This window comes from Nonomuraea sp. NPDC050663, assembly GCF_044456985.1.
Lineage (GTDB): Bacteria > Actinomycetota > Actinomycetes > Streptosporangiales > Streptosporangiaceae > Nonomuraea.
Genome location: NZ_JBITGL010000020.1, coordinates 117,366 through 133,384 on the forward strand (window position 1 = coordinate 117,366; position 16,019 = coordinate 133,384).

The following is a 16,019-nucleotide window of genomic DNA, read 5'->3' on the forward strand; positions in this document are numbered from 1 at the left end:
ACCCCGGTCACAGGACGCCCTTGGTGCTCGGGATCCCCGAGGCGCGCGGGTCGGGCTCGCTGGCGTAACGCAGCGCCCGGGCCAGCGCCTTGAACTGGGCCTCGACGATGTGATGGGCGTTCCTGCCGTACGGCACGCGCACGTGCAGGCAGATGGCCGCCTGGGCGACGAACGACTCGAAGATGTGGCGCGTCATCGTGGTGTCGTACTCGGGCCCGATCATGGGCGCCATGCCCTCGGGCTCGTGGTGCACCAGGTAGGGACGGCCCGACAGATCGACGGTGACCTCGGCGAGCGCCTCGTCGAGGGGGCAGGAGGCGTTGCCGTAGCGCTTGATGCCCGCCTTGTCGCCCAGCGCCTCGCGGAAGGCCGCGCCCAGGGCGAGCGCGGTGTCCTCGATGGTGTGGTGGGAGTCGATGTGCAGGTCGCCCTCGGTCTTGACGGTCAGGTCGAAGGAGCCGTGCTTGCCGAGCTGGGCCAGCATGTGGTCGTAGAAGCCGACGCCCGTCGCGACGTCGACCTTGCCGGTGCCGTCGAGGTTGACCTCGACCAGGACCGAGGTCTCCTTGGTGGCCCGCTCAATACGCCCGATTCTCACAGCACGTTCTCCATCGCCTGCCGGAATGCCGACATTTCATCTTTCGTACCGATCGAGACGCGCAGCCACTCCGGCGGCCCGACCTCGCGGATCAGCACTCCCTGATCCAGCAGACCCTGCCAGATCTTCCCGCGGTCGGGGAAGCGGCCGAACATGACGAAGTTCGCGTCGGAGTCGGCCACCTCCAGCCCCCTGCCGCGCAGCCACCCGACGGTCGCGTCGCGCTCCTCGCGCAGCCGCTCCACGTCCTTCAGCAGATCGTCGCGATGGCGCAGCGCGGTGCGCGCCGTCGCCTGCGTGACCGTCGACAGGTGGTACGGCAGGCGCACCAGCAGCAGGGCCTCGATCACCGCGGGATGCGTGGCCAGGTAGCCCAGGCGGGTGCCCGCCATGGCGAAGGCCTTCGACATCGTGCGGGTGACGATCAGCCGCGGGTGGCTGCCGAGCAGCGTCAGCGCCGACGGGGTGCCGGTGCGGGCGAACTCGAAGTACGCCTCGTCGATCACCACCATGCCCCTGGCGGCCTCGATCACCGCCTCGATCGTCGCGATCGGCACCGCCGTACCGGTCGGGTTGTTCGGGGAGGTGAGGAAGACGATGTCGGGGTCGTGCTCCTTGATCGCCGCGACCGCGCCGGCCGGGTCGAGCGAGAAGTCGGCCTCCCTGGAGGCGCGCACCCACGTCGTGTTGGTGCCCGTGGTGATCAGCGGGTGCATGGCGTAGCTCGGCTCGAACCCCATGGCCTTGCGGCCGGGGCCGCCGAAGGCCTGCAGGATCTGCTGGAGCACCTCGTTGGAGCCGTTGGCGGCCCAGACCTGCTCGTGATCGAGGCCGTGACCGAGATAGGCGGCCAGGTCCTTGCGCAGCTCGATCGCGTCGCGGTCGGGATAGCGGTTGAGCTCGGCCGCCTCACGCCTGATGGTCAGCGCCAGGTCGTCGAGCAGCCGCTCGGAGGGCGGGTAGGGATTCTCGTTGGTGTTCAGCCGCACCGCGACGTCGAGCTGGGGAGCACCGTAGGCCTTCATGCCCCGCAGGTCGTCGCGGATCGGGAGGTCTTCCAGGTTCACTGAGGCACATTCCAGTCGAAACGGGCGCGGATGGCGGCTCCGTGAGCGGGCAGGTCTTCGGCGTCGGCGAGCACCGTCACATGCAGCGCCGAATCGGCCAGCGCCTCACGCGTGTAATCGATGACGTGGATGCCGCGCAGGAACGTCTGCACGCTCAGCCCGCCCGAGTGGCAGGCGCAGCCGCCCGTGGGCAGCACGTGGTTGGAACCCGCCAGGTAGTCGCCCAGCGACACCGGGGCGTAGGAACCCACGAAGATCGCGCCCGCGTTCCTGATGCGCGCCGCCACCGCGGCCGCGTCGGCGGTGTGGATCTCCAGGTGCTCGGCGGCATAGGCGTCGGCCACCTGCACCCCGTCGTCGAGATCCTTCACCAGCACGATGCCCGACTGGCGGCCCGCCAGGGCCTCCTTGATGCGCTCGCTGTGCTTGGTCGCCTCGACCTGCACCGCCAGCTCCTTGCCGACCTGGTCGGCCAGCTCCACGCTGTCGGTGATCAGCACCGCCGCCGCGATCACGTCGTGCTCGGCCTGACTGATCAGGTCGGACGCCACGAACACCGCATCGGCCGTGCCGTCCGCCAGCACCGCCACCTCGGTCGGGCCCGCCTCGGAATCGATGCCGATGCGCCCCTTCAGCAGCCGCTTGGCCGCCGTCACCCAGATGTTGCCGGGGCCGGTGACCATACGCACCGGCTCGCACTCCTCCGTGCCGTAGGCGAACATCGCCACCGCCTGCGCGCCGCCCGCGTTGTACACCTCGTCGACACCCAGCAGCTCGCACGCGGCCAGGATCGTCGGGTGCGGCAACCCGCCGAAGTCCTTCTGCGCCGGACTCGACACCGCGAGCGAACGCACCCCCGCCTCCTGCGCCGGGACCACGTTCATCACCACCGACGACGGATAGACCGCCCGTCCGCCCGGAACGTACAGCCCCACCCGGTCGACAGGCACCCACCGCTCGGTGACGGTGCCGCCGGGCACCACCTGCGTCGTGGTGTCAGTGCGCCGCTGATCGCGGTGGACCAGGCGGGCGCGCCTGATCGACTCCTCCAGCGCGGCCCTGACCCTCGGGTCAAGGCTCTCCAGCGCCTCCGTGAGCGCCGCACGCGGCACCCTCGTCGACTCCACCGCGACACCGTCGAACCTGGCGGTCAGCTCCCGTACGGCTGCCGCCCCGCGATGATGCACGTCCTCGCAGATGGGCCGCACCTTCTCCAGGGCGGCTTCCACGTCGAGTTCGGCGCGGGGCAGCACGTCGCGCAGGTCTTCGGGGAGACCGTGGCGCAGGTCGATACGGGAAATCACCTCACCAGTCTACGGAGTCCGCATGTGTGGACCCGAATTGTCCACCATCCGGACACCTCATACGGCATGGTCCTCGCGAAATCGAGCGCCTCCGGCGCCGTCAGGCTCGGGCCCTGCTTCCTGGGGGCTCGGCGCCCCCAAACCCCCCACCCGGGCGAGGTCCTCGCGGGATCGGCGCCTTCGGCGCGTCGAGCTCGGGCTGCGTCTCCTTGGGGGTGCACCTGGCGGCGCACCCCCAAACCCCGGACGAGGGGCCTGCCGGCCCCTCGCGCTCCCCGGTCGTTGCCGTGGACGCCCGGGGATGGCGATCTGTGACTCGGTGGAACGCCCGCCTCCGTCCCAGCGGATCTACAGTGAACGCGCCACCTCCGCCCCCCAGTGGAGCCTCGACCCCGGTGAGGCCATGACGCGCATCGAAGACCGCACGCCCCCGCTTCCCCGCCACCCCGTCCGAACAGACAAGATCGCCCGTGTAGTCGCGCCCTGGCGTCAACGGATCTCGCTCCCCCTCCTCGTCACCGCGCTCCTGGGCGTCACCGCCCTGGCCTGTGCCATCCTGCTCCCCCGTCACCTGCTCGCCTGGGATCTGGGGTCCGCACCACCGCCGGCCGACCACGCGGCCGCCGTGAACAACATCAGGAACACCCTGCTCCAGGGCGTCGGCGGCCTGGTACTGCTGATGGGCGCCTATCTCACCTGGCGCCAGCTGCAGCTCAGCCGCCAGGGCCAGGCCACGGAGTCGTTCGCCGCAGCGATCGCCCACCTGGGCGATTCCAGCGTGGACGTCCGGCTCGGCGGCATCTACGCCCTGGAGCGCATCGCACGCTCGTCTCCGGCCGACCGCCGCACCATCGGCGAGATCCTCACCGCCTTCGTCGGCATCCGCGCCCGCCACCCTCACCGCGGTGCGCGGGACGCCCTGCGCGCGGCCGCGACGCCTGACGATGCGGTCAACCTCTCGCTCCGGGCTCCGGATCTCCATGCGGCTCTCACCGTTCTCGGCCGCCGCCCGCCGGTGAAGGGCCAGGTGCTGAGCCTGGACCGGGTCGTTCTGCCCAAGACCGACCTCGCCTCCGCGCGGCTCCGTGACGTGGACCTCCATTTCAGCGACCTGTCCGAGTCTTCCCTGGTCGGAGCTGACCTGACCCGCGCGGATCTGTCGGGGGTCAGGCTGGCGGGGGCGGTCCTGGCCGACGCGATCCTCTACCAGGCCGACTTGCGGGATGCCGTCCTGATCGGCGTGATCGCCGAGGGAGCCGACCTGCGCGCCACCGATCTGAGCAGGGCCGACATGCGCAGGGCCAACCTTCGCGGCGCGCGCCTGGATTACAGTGATCTTCGTGGCGCCGAGCTGGGCGGAGCCGTGCTGACCGGTGCCTCGCTGAGGCGGGTGGTCTTCGACGAGAACACCGTCTGGCCCGACGGGTTCGAGCCCGCGTCGATCGAGCCGGCGCGGCAGCGTTCGATCCCGCCTGTCCGCCCTCGTGATTACGACGAGTTCGCGGTCAAGGACGACCAGGCCGAGTGAGAACGCGCTGCCGAACGATGACCTGAGCCCGTGTACTGCCGCGTGATGAACGTCGCCAGCACGCTGGACGCGCCGACCACCGGTACGAGGACGACCAGCCGACGATGATTGCTGACGGCGCGGGTGGCGCCGTGCGTTTCAGCCTTCGAACAAGTGCTCCGCCTCGAAGCCGAGCAGCTTGCGTGCCGGCTCCAGGTCGATCGGCACCTCGCGCCCCTCGAACCTCCTGCGCCGCGGCACGTCGGGCAGGAACCGGTCCAGCAGTTCCTCGGTGGGCAGCGGCGACAACGTCGTGGGCGCGGCCACGTAACAGACGTGCGCGCCGGGCTCGGCCGCCTCCAGCCCCTGGGTCATGGCGCGGGCGGCGTCGCGGGTGTCGATGTAGCTCCACACGTCGTTCGCCCCGCTCTGCGGTCGGGCGGCGTACTGGGCCGCCAGGGTGGGCAGCCGGTCCAGGTGGCCTCCGATGTACGGCAGGCGCAGGCAGGTCACGCTCATCCCGTGCCGCGTGGCCATCATCGCCGCCGTGGCCTCGTCGACCTGCTTGGACAGGGCGTAGGGGTCGCCGATGCGCAGCGGGGTGTCCACGTCGACAGGCAGGTAGGGCGGAGTCACGGGGTGCGGGGAGAAGGGCAGCCCGCCCACCGCGTAGCTGCCGGCGATCGAGGCGTGCCGTACGCCCTGACGGCCGGCCTCCTCCAGCACCACGAAGGTGGCGCGGGTGTTGGTGGTGAAGACCTGGGCCGGTGTGCCGTGGTCGGGCGAGGGCAGCGCGGCCAGGTGGATCACCGCGGTGGCGCCGTCGAGGGCGCGGGCGACGGTCTCCGGGTCGCACGCGTCGCCCGTCACCAGCCGGTCGGCGGCCAGGTCGTCGCCGGGCTCCAGCACCAGCGCGGTGACGGGGACGCCCCGCCGGGACAGCAGCTCGAGAACCGCCCGGCCGACCTGCCCGGCGGCGCCCGTGACCAGCACACGTTCGTTCGTCAACACCATCACCTCGACGTTCGGCGGAGGGAACCGGAGAACACGCCCGGCAGGCGGGCCGAGCGCGCGCCGGGGAGCTGATCTCCAGTGTGGCCGAGCGCCGCCCGGCGCAGGACCGGCGCAGGACGGGAGCCGCCTGGCCGGCGCTACGATCGGCGGGTGAGCAAGGCGAAGAAGGGCGGCACGGGCACTCCCGCCACCGTGGCTCTGACCGGCGCGAAGGTCGAGTTCACCCTGCACCCCTACGACCACGACGCCAACGCGCAGGCCTACGGCGAGGAGGCGGCCGACGCGCTCGGCGTGCCGTACGACCGGATCTTCAAGACGCTGGTGGCCGAGGTCGAGAGCGGCCTTGCGGTGGCCGTCGTGCCCGTGGCGGGCAAGCTCGACCTCAAGGCGTTCGCGTCCGCGCTGAAGAGCAAGCGCGCGGCGATGGCCGAGGCGGCCAAGGTCGAGCGGGTGACCGGCTACGTGGTCGGCGGCATCAGCCCGCTCGGCCAGCGCAAGCGCCTGCCGACCGTCGTCGACGCCTCGGCGCTGGAGTTCGAGACGATCTACTTCTCGGCCGGGAAGCGGGGCCTGCAGATCGAGACCGCCCCGGCGAACCTCGTCGACCTCGCCGGGGCGATCACCGCTCCTATCGCGAAACTCGGATAGCGGGCTCGGCCAGCGGCCACGACACCAGCCAGGCCAGGGCCGCGAAGACGGGCAGCACGAGCAGGGCGCTGCCCAGCGTCGTGGCCTCGGCGAGCGCGCCCACCAGGGGGCTGGCCAGGCCGCCCACGCTCACCGCCAGGCCCAGCGTGACCCCGCTGGCGGTGCCGGGGCGGTTGGGCAGGTAGTCCTGACCCATCGTGACGTGCAGCGAGAAGGGCACGTAGAGGGCCAGCCCGGCGAAGAAGATCCCCGCCAGCGGCATCAGCACCGCCGCCAGCACCGCGGGCACGGCCAGCGCGTACGCCCAGCGCAGCACCCTGACCCGGCCGAAGCGCGTGGCCAGCCGCCCGCCGAGCACGGTGCCCGCCGCTCCCCCGGCGAACAGCAGGAACAGCGCGACCGCGCCCGCCGTGCCGCCGCCGGCGTGCAGCGCGGCGAACGCGCTCAGGCCCACGTAGGCGATCGACCTGAACACCATCACCGCGCCCAGCCGCAGGAAAGCCGGCCAGTCGTCGCGCGCGTCACCGGCGGGCCCGCCCGCGCCCGGCCCCGCCGTGCCCCGGCGCATGGCCGTCACCGTCAGCAGCGCGCCCAGCACCCCGGGGATCACCAGGTACGGCGAGGCGGCCAGCCCGCCGGCGGCCAGCAGCGGCGTGACCAGCACCGGGGCCAGGGCGAAGCCGAGCGTGCCGCCGAGGGAGAACCAGCTCATCCCGACGTGGCTGCCTTCGCTGGCCTGCCTGGCCAGGCGGGCGGACTCCGGATGGTAGGCGGCCACGCCCAGCCCGGTCAGCGCCACCGCCAGCCACGTCGGCAGGTAGTCGTCGGTGACGCCCGAGACGGCCACGCCGAGCCCGGCGGTGGTCATGGCCACCGGGACCACCCACGGCATGCGCCAGCGGTCGGCCGCAGCGCCGAAGGCGGGCTGCACCACGGAGGAGAGCAGGGTGAGGGCCAGCACGATGCCGGAGGCGGCGACGTAGCCGTAGCCGCGCTCGGCGACGAGGAAGGGGACCATGGCCGGGACCGCGCCCTGGTAGAAGTCGACGCCGGCGTGACCCGCCGAGAGCAGGGCGATCCTGTGCTTGGCCATGAGGCCATCCTTGGCGGGCGAAGGGGTGGCCTGCTTTCCATAAAATGCCGATTTATGTCGAATTCTCGCCACATGCCGGTTGCCCCTACCGGGAGCCGCCGCCTCGCGCCCGGCACAGGGATCGACGCGCATCGCCACGACGACCACCAGATCGTGCACGCCCGCAGCGGCGTGATCGAGGTGATCACCGAGGAGGGCAGCTGGGTGGCGCCGCCCAGCAGGGCGTTGTGGATCCCGGCCGGGACCGTCCACGAGCACCGCGCCCACGGCTCCACCGAGCTCCGCCTGGTCGGCCTGCCGGGCGACACGGTGGACGCGATGGACACGATGGACACGGTGAACATGGAGCGGGCCGTGGCCTCCGCGTGGCGGCTGCCGCTCGACCGTCCCGCGGTCCTGTCGGTCGACCCTCTGCTGCGCGAGCTGATCCTCGCCTACACCGACCTTGGCCACCCAGACCATGGCAACCCCGCCCGCGGGGGATCGCCGCGGGACCGGCTGCGGGCCGTCCTGCTCGACCGGCTCCACCTGGCCCCCCAGCAGCCCGTGCACCTGCCCTCCCCCACCGACCCGCGCCTGGCCGGGCTCTGCCGCCTCCTGCACGACGACCCGGCCGACGAACGCACCCTGGACGAGCTCGGCAGGGTCGCCGGCGCCAGCGGCCGGACCCTGGCCCGCCTGTTCCGCCGCGAGCTGGGCATGACCTTCCCCCAGTGGCGCACCCAGCTGCGCCTGCACCGCGCCCTGCTCCTGCTGGCCGAGGGCGCGCAGGTCACCACGGTCGCCCACCGCTGCGGCTGGGCCTCGGCGAGCGCCTTCATCCACGTCTACAAGCAGGCCTTCGGCCACACCCCGGGCCGCGCCTTTACAATGTAGATCACTACATCTCGGCAAACCCTGCCATCGTTCCCCCACCGGCCCGTGAGGCAGGATCGGACAGGTGAGCGAACTGCACTACATGAGCGCCGTCGAGCAGGCCAGGCTGATCCGCACCCGCCAGGTGAGCGCCGTCGAGCTGGTCCAGGCCCATCTGGACCGGATCGAGCAGGTCAACCCGGACATCAACGCGATCGTGACGCTGACCGCGCAGAGCGCGCTGGAACGCGCGAAGGAGGCCGACGCGTCCGTCCCGCGCGGCCCGCTCCACGGCCTGCCGATCGCCCACAAGGACCTGGTCGACACCGCCGGCATCCGCACCACGTACGGCTCGCGGCAGTTCGCCGACCACGTGCCCGACGCCGACGACCTGATCGTCACCCGCCTCAGGGCGGCAGGCGCGATCACGATCGGCAAGACCAACACGCCCGAGTTCGGCACCGGCTCGCACACGGTCAACGAGGTGTTCGGCGCCACCCGCAACCCCTACGACCGCTCCAAGAGCGCGGGCGGCAGCAGCGGCGGTGCGGCGGCGGCGCTGGCGTCCGGGATGATCCCGCTGGCCGACGGCTCCGACATGGGCGGCTCGCTGCGCAACCCCGCCTCGTTCTGCAACGTCGTGGGCCTGCGGCCGACGCCCGGCCGGGTGCCCGACATCGCCGACAGGGCCGCCTGGTTCACCCTGGCGACGCTCGGCCCCATGGCCAGGACCGTGGACGACCTCGTGCTCATGTTCCAGGTGATCTCCGGCTTCCACCCCGGCTCGCCGTACGCGATCACCGAGCCCTTCGCGCCGGATCCGGAGCTGTCGGTCCAGGGCCTGCGCGTCGCCTACTCGCCCGACCTGGGCGGCCTGCCGGTCGACCCGGCCACCGCCGCCGTCACCGCCACCGCGCCGCGGGTCTTCGAGAGCCTGGGCGCCCACGTCGAGCAGGTCGACCTCGACCTGTCGGACGCCGAGGACGCCTTCCGCGTCTACCGGGCGTGGAGCTACGCGATGAACTTCTCCGGGCTGCGGGAGGCGGGGCCCAACATCGCCTGGAACGTCGAGCAGGGCAGACGCGTCACCGGCGACGACCTGGCCCGCGCCGAGCAGCTGCGGACCGGCCTCTACCAGCGCATGGCCGCCTTCTTCGACACCTACGACGTGCTGATCGCGCCGGTCAGCCAGGTGCCGCCCTTCCCCGTCGAGCAGCCGTACGTCACCGAGGTCGACGGCGAGCCGATGCCCGACTACCTGGCCTGGATGCGCTCGGCCTACTGGGTGAGCGTGCTGCACGCCCCGGCCGCGAGCGTGCCCGCCGGGTTCACCGAGTCGGGCCTGCCCGTGGGGGTGCAGATCGTCGGCCGGCCCTTCGCCGACGCGACGGTGCTGCGCTTCGCGCGCGCGTTCGAGCAGGTCACTGGGTACGGCACGCGGCGTCCGTCATGGTGACTCACTCTCAAGAGTGAGTCGCGGATTGGGCCGCACCGGCGATCCGCCGGAGGGGGGCGCGAAACCAGGATGAGGGCATGAGAACCCCCTTCGTCCTGGCCCCCGCCCTCGTCACCGCCTACGGCCTGATCCGCCTGCTCGACGGCCTCGACGGCGCCCGCGGTCCCGGCGCCCTGTGGACGCTCGGCCATCTGGCCTTCCTCGCCGCCCTGGCGCTGTTCGTGCCGGTCTTCCTGGCCATGCGCTCCGCGCTGGGCCGTACCACCGCGGCCACCGTGACCGTCGTCGTCGGATTCGCCGGGATCGCGGCGGCGGCGGCGCAGTTCGTCATCGACATCGTGGTCGGGCTGACGGCCGCCGACAAGGCCGAGATGAGCGCCCTGTTCGACCAGGTCCAGTCGGTGCCGGGCGTCGTCCCCGTCGTCTACGCCTTCGGCCCGATCCTGTTCTACCTGGCCCTGCTCGCCCTGGCGGTCCAGCTGGCGGTGGCCAGGCGGGTGCCGGTGTGGTCGCCGGTCGCCGTCGCGGTCTCGGTGGCGCTGCCGATCGTGAGCCTGGACCTGCTCCCGCTGGCCGGGATCCTGATGCTGGTCGCCTTCGTCCCCTTCGTACGGGAGCGCCGGTTTGCGGCCGCGTAGTCCACAATGGTCGGCGATGTTCGCGACGCTCAGGACCAGGATCCCCCCGCTGTGGCTCGACGGCGGCCTCGCGGCGCTGGTCCTGGTCGTCCAGCTCTGGCCGCTGCTGACGCGGGTCCCGCCCGACGGGATCGCCTGGGACTGGTGGGGGTACGCGGCGGCGGGCGGCGCCTCGCTGCCGCTGGTCGTGCGCCGCCTGGCCCCGATCACGGTGGCGATCGTGACGATCGTGTTCAGCGGCATGTACGACCTGGCCGACCACGTCGCCCCCCAGCCGGTCTGGTACGGCCCGCTGCTGGCGATGTACACGGTCGCCGCGCACTGCGCCTTCCTGCCGCGGATCGTCATCGCCGCGGTCACCCTGGCCGGTGGCGCGCTCACGGTCGGCTCCTCCGACACGCTCGTGCGCGGCACCGTGCTCGGCGTGGCCGCCTACGCGCTCGGACGGGCCTCGGCCGCCTCCCGCGCCCACGCGGCCGAGCTGGAGGAGAAGGCGGAGCGGCTGGAGCACGCCAGGCGCCTGGAGGCCGAGCGGGCCGCCGAGCGCGAACGGGCGCGGATCGCCCGCGACATGCACGACATCCTGGCGCACGCGGTGGCGCTCATGGTGGTGCAGGCCGAGGCGGGGCCGGTCGTGGTGCGCACCGATCCCGGCCGGGCCGAGCGCGCCTTCGACGCCATCGCCGAGACCGGCCGCGACGCCATGGTGCAGCTGCGCCGCCTGCTGGGAGTCCTCAAGGAGGAACCCGGGCGCGGAGAGCTCGAGCCGCAGCCGACGCTGGACGGCCTGGACGCGCTCGTGGGGCAGGTGCCCGGCGTCACCGTCGCCCTCACCCGCGCGGGCGAGCCGGGCGGCCTGACCCCCGACGGCGAGGTGGCCGCCTACCGGATCGTCCAGGAAGCGCTCACCAACGTCGTCAAGCACAGCGGCGCCACCCGCGCCGACGTCCGCCTGGAGTGGGAGAACGAGAACCTGATGCTGAGCGTCACCGACAACGGCACCGGCGCCGGGTCCGCGCCGCCCTCGGGCGGCCACGGGCTGATCGGCATCCGCGAACGCGCCGCCGCCTGCGGAGGCTCGGCCGCCGCGGGCCCCCGCGGCGAGGGCCGGCCGGGCTTCGAGGTGCTCGTCCGGCTCCCGCTGAACCGCCCGAGCACCCTCCCGAGCACCGCGGCACGCTCATGAACACCGATCAGGGCGCGGCCGTGCGCATCGTCGTCGCCGACGACCAGGAGCTCGTCAGGGGCGGCTTCGCGATGATCCTCGACGCCCAGCCCGGCCTGGAGGTGGTCGCCGAGGCGGGTGACGGCCTGGAGGCGATCGCCCTGGTCGACGAGCACCGCCCCGACATCCTGCTGCTGGACATCCGCATGCCCAGGATGGACGGCCTGGAGGCGGCCAGGATCGTCTGCGCCAGGGGCGGCACCAAGGTGATCATGCTGACCACCTTCGACCTCGACGACTACGTCTACGACGCCCTGCGCGCGGGGGTGAGCGGCTTCCTGCTCAAGGACGTGCGCCGCGACGACCTCGTGCACGCGGTCCGGGTGGTGGCGGCGGGCGAGTCGCTGCTCGCCCCGGCGATCACCACCAAGCTGATCTCCCACTTCAGCGCCAGGTCGGCCCCCGGCACGCTCTCGCCCGACCGCCTGACCGTCCTGACCCAGCGCGAGCGCCAGACGCTGGAGCTGATCGCCCGGGGCCTGTCGAACGCGGAGATCGCCGAGTCGATGGTCCTCAGCGAGCACACGGTCAAGACGCACGTCAGCAACCTGCTGACCAAGCTGGGTCTGCGCGACCGGGTGCAGGCGGTGATCGCCGCCTACGAGTCGGGGCTGATCACTCCGGGAGCCTAGCGATGCCCCCGTTGTACGGCTGCCCGCCGTACGGCTGGCGCAGCGGCGAGCGGCGGTAGAGCAGCACGCCCTCGATGGCGGCGTAGACGGCCAGCGCCATGAACGGCCAGCTCACCAGGACGCTCTGGGTGGTCAGGTCGAGCCCGCCGACGACGTCGAGCCCGGGGGCGGCCGCGGCGACGGTGGCGGCTCCGAGGGTGAAGCGGGTGCCCACCCAGTAGGTCACGAACGAGGCGAGCACGCCTCCCGCGGCCAGTCCCAGCACCACAGCGAGGCCGGTCTCGCGGCCGCGCCACCAGGCGACCATGCCGCACGCGAGGCCCAGCACGCCCGTGATGATCGCGAACCAGCCGTCGGCGGCGATCAGAGCCTGGGTGGTGGGGTCGGCGAGGATCAGGCCCCTGTCGGTCGGCAGGTAGGGCGCGCGCGGCGCCACCCATGACCAGGTCAGCCCGGCGACGACTCCGAGCGCGGCGAGTACGCCGACGGTCATCGCGAACGCCCGCACTTGCCGCAGCACGCCACGCTCCTCAAAAAGGGTCAGAACCTTCCCGATGGTAACCCGCCTCGCGGACAACCCCGGCAAATCCCTCCAGCAACGCGTGGAGGCCGAAGGTGAACAGGTGGTCCAGGTCGAAGTCGTACCCCTCCGAGAGCGCGCCCACCACACGGGTGAAGCTGGGGAACTCTCCCGAGGCGACCACGTCGGGGAAGGTCTGCCGCTCTAGCCACTCGTCCTCGCTCAGCCCGCTCTCCGCCTGCGCCCTGGCCTCGGCCTCCAGGTTGACCGCGATGCCGCGCACGTAGTTGAAGAGCGTGATGTGCATGGTCATCTGGGTCTCGGGGGGCAGCCCGAGATCGACGAGCGAGGCCATCAGCCAGTCGGCGTGTCGCAGCAGGTTGAGCGAGGGGACGGGGCGCCCGAGGGGGTTGAGCTGGGCCAGCCAGGGCCGCCTGCGGTACAGCTGCCACTGCGCGCGGGCCGAGGCCTCCAGCCGCGAACGCCAGCCGCCCCCGGGGTCGGCGGGCAGGACCAGGTCGCCGAAGGCGGCGTCGGCCAGCGCCAGGACGAGCGTCTCCTTGTCGCCGATGTGCCGGTGCAGCGACATGGCGGGCACGCCCAGGCGCCCGGCGACGCCGCGGATGGAGACCGCGTCGAGCCCCTCCTCGTCGGCCAGGTCCAGGGCCGCCGCCACGATGCGGTCGAAGACGAGCTCGGCGTGGTCACGTCGCCGCGGGCGCCGTTTCGCCGGGGCGGCGACGACGTATCCGACCCTGGGCACCGCCTCGATCAGCCCCTCCTGTTTGAGCACGTCGAGGGCCCTGGCAGCGGTGGCCAGCGCGACGCCGTACGTGCGCACCACCTGCCGGGTCGAGGGCACCGGCTCCCCCGGCCCGCCGAGGCCGCGCCGCAGGTCGGCGGCTATCTCCTGATACCTCTGTCCTAGTACAGCCACACGCCTTATCCTAGTACAGATGGGTTGTTATGCCCAGAAGGTACGCCGTACCTTCATCGACATGAGAAACGTTCTGATCTCCGGCGCGAGCATCGCGGGACCCGCCCTGGCCTTCTGGCTCAACCGCCACGGCTACACCACCACGATCGTCGAGCGCGCCCCCGGCATCCGCCCCGGCGGGCAGGCCGTCGACGTGCGCGGCACCGCCCTGACCGTGATCGAGCGCATGGGCCTGATGCGGGAGCTGCGTGAGGCGGCCGTGCACATGGAGGGCATGTCGTTCGTGGACGGCGAGGGCGCGGAGCTGTTCCGTGACACCAGCGCCACCCTGACCGGCGGCGTGATCGACAACCCCGACATCGAGATCCTCCGCGACGACCTGGCCGGCATCCTCTACGAGGCCACCCGGGGCTCCACCCGCTACCTCTTCGACGACACGATCACCGCCATCGACGCCGAGACCGGCCACGTCACCTTCGAGAAGCACGCGCCGGAGAGCTTCGACCTGATCGTGGGCGCCGACGGCATGCACTCGACCGTGCGCCGCCTGGCCTTCGGCCCCGAGCAGAGGTACCTGCACCACCTCGACACCTACCTGGCCGTCTTCAGCACGCCCAACTTCCTCGGCCTGGACAACTGGCAGACCTTCCACCGGCACGACGACCGCATGTGCGGGCTGTACACGGTGCGCGGCAACCGGGAGGCCAGGGCGGTCATGGGCTTCTTCTCGCCGCCCCTCGGCCTCGACCACCGCGACACCGAGACGCCCAAGCGCCTGCTGGAGGAGCGCTTCGCCGCCGACGGCTGGGTCGTGCCGCGCCTGCTGGAGGAGATGCGCGCGGCCACGGACTTCCACTTCGACGCGATGGCGCAGATCCGCATGGACTCCTGGTCCACCGGCCGGGTGACGCTGATCGGCGACGCGGGCTACTGCGGCTCGCCGCTGTCGGGCCAGGGCACCAGCATGGCCCTCGTCGGCGCCTACGTCCTCGCAGGTGAGCTCGCCGCAGGGGAGGGCCTGGCAGGCTACGAGAAGGTCATGCGCCCCTTCAGCGAGGCCAACCAGGACTTCGCCCTGCGCATGAACGTCTGGCAGCGCAACCAGGAGGGCGCGCCGCCGTCGGTGGACGAGGTGTCGGCTTTGATCACCCTAAACGACTACGTTTAGGCGAGTGAACGAAGAAGAGGTCTGGCACATCGAGCCCTCCGGGCCGCTGCGCGGCGATGTCGTGGTCCGGGGCTCCAAGAACGGCGTCTCCAAGCACATGGTCGCCGCCATGCTGGGTGGCGGGGAGAGCACGATTCACAACGCCCCCGAGGTGGGCGAGGTGCACATCACCGCCGCCATGCTGCGGGCGCTCGGCATCGAGGTGGAGATCTCCAACTCGGAGATCCGCATCGCCCGCGGCCCCGAGATCAACCCGCGGGTCCCCGCCGAGTACACCGGGCTCAACCGCATCCCCATCCTGATGCTCGGCCCGCTGCTGCACCTGGCGGGCGAGGCGTTCGTGCCGCTGGTGGGCGGCGACCCGATCGGCCGGCGCCCGATCGACTTCCACGTCGACGCGCTGCGGCAGATGGGCGCCGAGGTGGAGATCTCCGACAAGGGCGTCTACGCCAAGGCCAAGCGGCTGCAGGGTACCCGGATCGTCCTGCCGTACCCGAGCGTGGGCGCCACCGAGACGATCCTGATGTCGGCGGTCCTGGCCGAGGGCAAGACGGTGCTGAAGAACGCCGCCACCGAGCCCGAGGTCGTGGAGCTGGCGCTGTTCCTGCAGCGGATGGGCGCGCTCATCGAGCTGTCCCCCGACCGCCGCATCGTCATCGAGGGCGTGGAGCGCCTGCACGGCGCCTCGACCTGGCTGGCGGGCGACCGCATCGAGGCCTTCTCCTACCTGGCCGCGGGCCTGGTGACGGGCGGCGAGGTGCGGGTGCACGGCTGCCACCAGGACCGGCTGGTGACCGCGATCACGACGCTGGCGCGCATGGGCGCCCAGTTCGAGATCAACGACGAGTACCTCTGCGCCACCAAGCCGCCGGAGGGGCTGCGCTCGGCGGCGGTGCAGACCGACACCCATCCCGGCTTCATGACCGACTGGCAGACGCCGCTCATGGTGCTGTTCACCCAGTCGCAGGGCATGAGCGTGCTGCACGAGACGGTCTTCGAGAACCGCCTGGTCTACGTTCCCGCGCTGCAGAAGATGGGCTGCGAGATCGAGGTGTTCGACCAGTGCCTGGGCGGTCCCGCCTGCCGCTACCACGACACCAACGCCAAGCACTCGGCGGTCGTGCGCGGCGTGTCCAAGCTGCGCGGCGCCGACGTGACGCTGCCCGACATCCGGGCGGGCTTCTCCGCGGTGCTCGCGGCGGCGGTGGCCGACGGCGCGTCGGTGCTGCGCGGGGTGCATCACATCGAACGCGGCTATCACCACCCCTTCGAACAGTTCGTCTCGCTTGGCCTGAATCTCAGCAAAGGAACGGCACCCCGCGTTTGAGCAGTCGCTCCCGGTAAAAGATCACCTTCT

At 71.9% G+C, this 16,019-nt stretch carries 16 protein-coding genes; 9 read left to right on the forward strand and 7 right to left on the reverse strand.

Annotation, left to right across the window (positions count from 1 at the left end; genetic code table 11):
• Positions 1-7 precede the first annotated feature (7 nt).
• Genes hisB through hisD form a run of 3 tightly spaced genes read right to left on the reverse strand, consistent with a single transcriptional unit; the run spans position 8 to position 2,969 of the window.
• Positions 8-598 (reverse strand): imidazoleglycerol-phosphate dehydratase HisB, encoded by a 591-nt coding sequence (gene hisB / locus ACIBH1_RS41430; RefSeq protein ID WP_397319551.1) that lies wholly within the window; start codon positions 596-598, stop codon positions 8-10.
• Positions 595-1,623, reverse strand: a complete 1,029-nt coding sequence (locus tag ACIBH1_RS41435) for a histidinol-phosphate transaminase (protein ID WP_397319595.1) — start codon at positions 1,621-1,623, stop codon at positions 595-597. Before ACIBH1_RS41435 ends, hisB begins: the two co-directional genes overlap by 4 nt.
• Positions 1,624-1,661: 38 nt before the next feature.
• Positions 1,662-2,969 carry a histidinol dehydrogenase gene (hisD, locus tag ACIBH1_RS41440; RefSeq protein ID WP_397319552.1) on the reverse strand — a complete coding sequence of 436 codons (1,308 nt, stop codon included), beginning with the start codon at positions 2,967-2,969 and terminating at the stop codon, positions 1,662-1,664.
• 403 nt (positions 2,970-3,372) lie between these two features.
• Here hisD and ACIBH1_RS41445 point away from each other — a divergent pair, with 403 nt between their 5' ends.
• Positions 3,373-4,497 carry a pentapeptide repeat-containing protein gene (locus ACIBH1_RS41445; protein ID WP_397319553.1) on the forward strand — a complete coding sequence of 375 codons (1,125 nt, stop codon included), beginning with the start codon at positions 3,373-3,375 and terminating at the stop codon, positions 4,495-4,497.
• Between the two features lie 138 nt (positions 4,498-4,635).
• Here ACIBH1_RS41445 and ACIBH1_RS41450 read toward each other — a convergent pair whose 3' ends face one another.
• Positions 4,636-5,484 carry an NAD-dependent epimerase/dehydratase family protein gene (locus tag ACIBH1_RS41450; protein WP_397319555.1) on the reverse strand — a complete coding sequence of 283 codons (849 nt, stop codon included), beginning with the start codon at positions 5,482-5,484 and terminating at the stop codon, positions 4,636-4,638.
• A gap of 156 nt (positions 5,485-5,640) precedes the next feature.
• Here ACIBH1_RS41450 and ybaK point away from each other — a divergent pair, with 156 nt between their 5' ends.
• Positions 5,641-6,138: a Cys-tRNA(Pro) deacylase gene (gene ybaK, locus ACIBH1_RS41455; RefSeq protein ID WP_397319556.1), complete on the forward strand. Its 498-nt coding sequence runs from the start codon at positions 5,641-5,643 to the stop codon at positions 6,136-6,138.
• On the opposite strand, the gene ACIBH1_RS41460 is transcribed toward ybaK, so the two are convergent.
• On the reverse strand, positions 6,119-7,231 hold the full coding sequence (locus ACIBH1_RS41460; protein WP_397319557.1) for an MFS transporter: 1,113 nt from the start codon (positions 7,229-7,231) through the stop codon (positions 6,119-6,121). The genes ybaK and ACIBH1_RS41460 overlap by 20 nt on opposite strands.
• A gap of 72 nt (positions 7,232-7,303) precedes the next feature.
• Here ACIBH1_RS41460 and ACIBH1_RS41465 point away from each other — a divergent pair, with 72 nt between their 5' ends.
• The 5 genes from ACIBH1_RS41465 to ACIBH1_RS41485 all read left to right on the forward strand — a co-directional run bounded on the left by ACIBH1_RS41465 (position 7,304) and on the right by ACIBH1_RS41485 (position 12,037).
• A complete protein-coding gene (locus ACIBH1_RS41465; protein ID WP_397319558.1) occupies positions 7,304-8,107 on the forward strand; it encodes a helix-turn-helix domain-containing protein in 804 nt (267 codons plus the stop codon).
• Between the two features lie 64 nt (positions 8,108-8,171).
• Positions 8,172-9,542, forward strand: a complete 1,371-nt coding sequence (locus ACIBH1_RS41470; protein WP_397319559.1) for an amidase — start codon at positions 8,172-8,174, stop codon at positions 9,540-9,542.
• 77 nt (positions 9,543-9,619) lie between these two features.
• Entirely contained in the window at positions 9,620-10,180 is a 561-nt protein-coding gene (locus tag ACIBH1_RS41475; RefSeq protein ID WP_397319560.1) for a hypothetical protein, read from the forward strand.
• Between the two features lie 16 nt (positions 10,181-10,196).
• Positions 10,197-11,366, forward strand: a complete 1,170-nt coding sequence (locus ACIBH1_RS41480; RefSeq protein WP_397319561.1) for a sensor histidine kinase — start codon at positions 10,197-10,199, stop codon at positions 11,364-11,366.
• The gene (locus tag ACIBH1_RS41485) at positions 11,363-12,037 is read left to right on the forward strand and encodes a response regulator (protein ID WP_397319562.1); all 675 of its coding nucleotides are present in this window, start codon (positions 11,363-11,365) and stop codon (positions 12,035-12,037) included. The genes ACIBH1_RS41480 and ACIBH1_RS41485 overlap by 4 nt, the downstream gene beginning before the upstream one ends.
• On the opposite strand, the gene ACIBH1_RS41490 is transcribed toward ACIBH1_RS41485, so the two are convergent.
• Both ACIBH1_RS41490 and ACIBH1_RS41495 read right to left on the reverse strand, forming a co-directional pair.
• A complete protein-coding gene (locus ACIBH1_RS41490; RefSeq protein ID WP_397319564.1) occupies positions 12,021-12,557 on the reverse strand; it encodes a hypothetical protein in 537 nt (178 codons plus the stop codon). The genes ACIBH1_RS41485 and ACIBH1_RS41490 overlap by 17 nt on opposite strands.
• Positions 12,558-12,567: 10 nt before the next feature.
• Positions 12,568-13,494 (reverse strand): TetR/AcrR family transcriptional regulator C-terminal domain-containing protein, encoded by a 927-nt coding sequence (locus ACIBH1_RS41495; RefSeq protein ID WP_397319565.1) that lies wholly within the window; start codon positions 13,492-13,494, stop codon positions 12,568-12,570.
• A 61-nt stretch (positions 13,495-13,555) separates the two neighbouring features.
• Between ACIBH1_RS41495 and ACIBH1_RS41500 the strand changes: the two genes are divergently transcribed.
• Positions 13,556-14,662 carry an FAD-dependent monooxygenase gene (locus tag ACIBH1_RS41500; RefSeq protein ID WP_397319566.1) on the forward strand — a complete coding sequence of 369 codons (1,107 nt, stop codon included), beginning with the start codon at positions 13,556-13,558 and terminating at the stop codon, positions 14,660-14,662.
• Between the two features lie 4 nt (positions 14,663-14,666).
• A complete protein-coding gene (murA, locus tag ACIBH1_RS41505) occupies positions 14,667-15,989 on the forward strand; it encodes a UDP-N-acetylglucosamine 1-carboxyvinyltransferase (RefSeq protein WP_181608485.1) in 1,323 nt (440 codons plus the stop codon).
• Positions 15,990-16,019: the final 30 nt, after the last annotated feature.

Bases quoted from the DNA above. Each gene is read 5' to 3' on its own strand.
- ACIBH1_RS41435 (WP_397319595.1), bottom strand. From the start codon at position 1,623: ATGAAGGCCTACGGTGCTCCCCAGCTCGACGTCGCGGTGCGGCTGAAC.
- ACIBH1_RS41445 (WP_397319553.1), top strand. From the start codon at position 3,373: ATGACGCGCATCGAAGACCGCACGCCCCCGCTTCCCCGCCACCCCGTC.
- ACIBH1_RS41460 (WP_397319557.1), bottom strand. From the start codon at position 7,231: ATGGCCAAGCACAGGATCGCCCTGCTCTCGGCGGGTCACGCCGGCGTC.
- ACIBH1_RS41465 (WP_397319558.1), top strand. From the start codon at position 7,304: ATGCCGGTTGCCCCTACCGGGAGCCGCCGCCTCGCGCCCGGCACAGGG.
- ACIBH1_RS41475 (WP_397319560.1), top strand. From the start codon at position 9,620: ATGAGAACCCCCTTCGTCCTGGCCCCCGCCCTCGTCACCGCCTACGGC.
- ACIBH1_RS41480 (WP_397319561.1), top strand. From the start codon at position 10,197: ATGTTCGCGACGCTCAGGACCAGGATCCCCCCGCTGTGGCTCGACGGC.
- ACIBH1_RS41485 (WP_397319562.1), top strand. From the start codon at position 11,363: ATGAACACCGATCAGGGCGCGGCCGTGCGCATCGTCGTCGCCGACGAC.
- ACIBH1_RS41500 (WP_397319566.1), top strand. From the start codon at position 13,556: ATGAGAAACGTTCTGATCTCCGGCGCGAGCATCGCGGGACCCGCCCTG.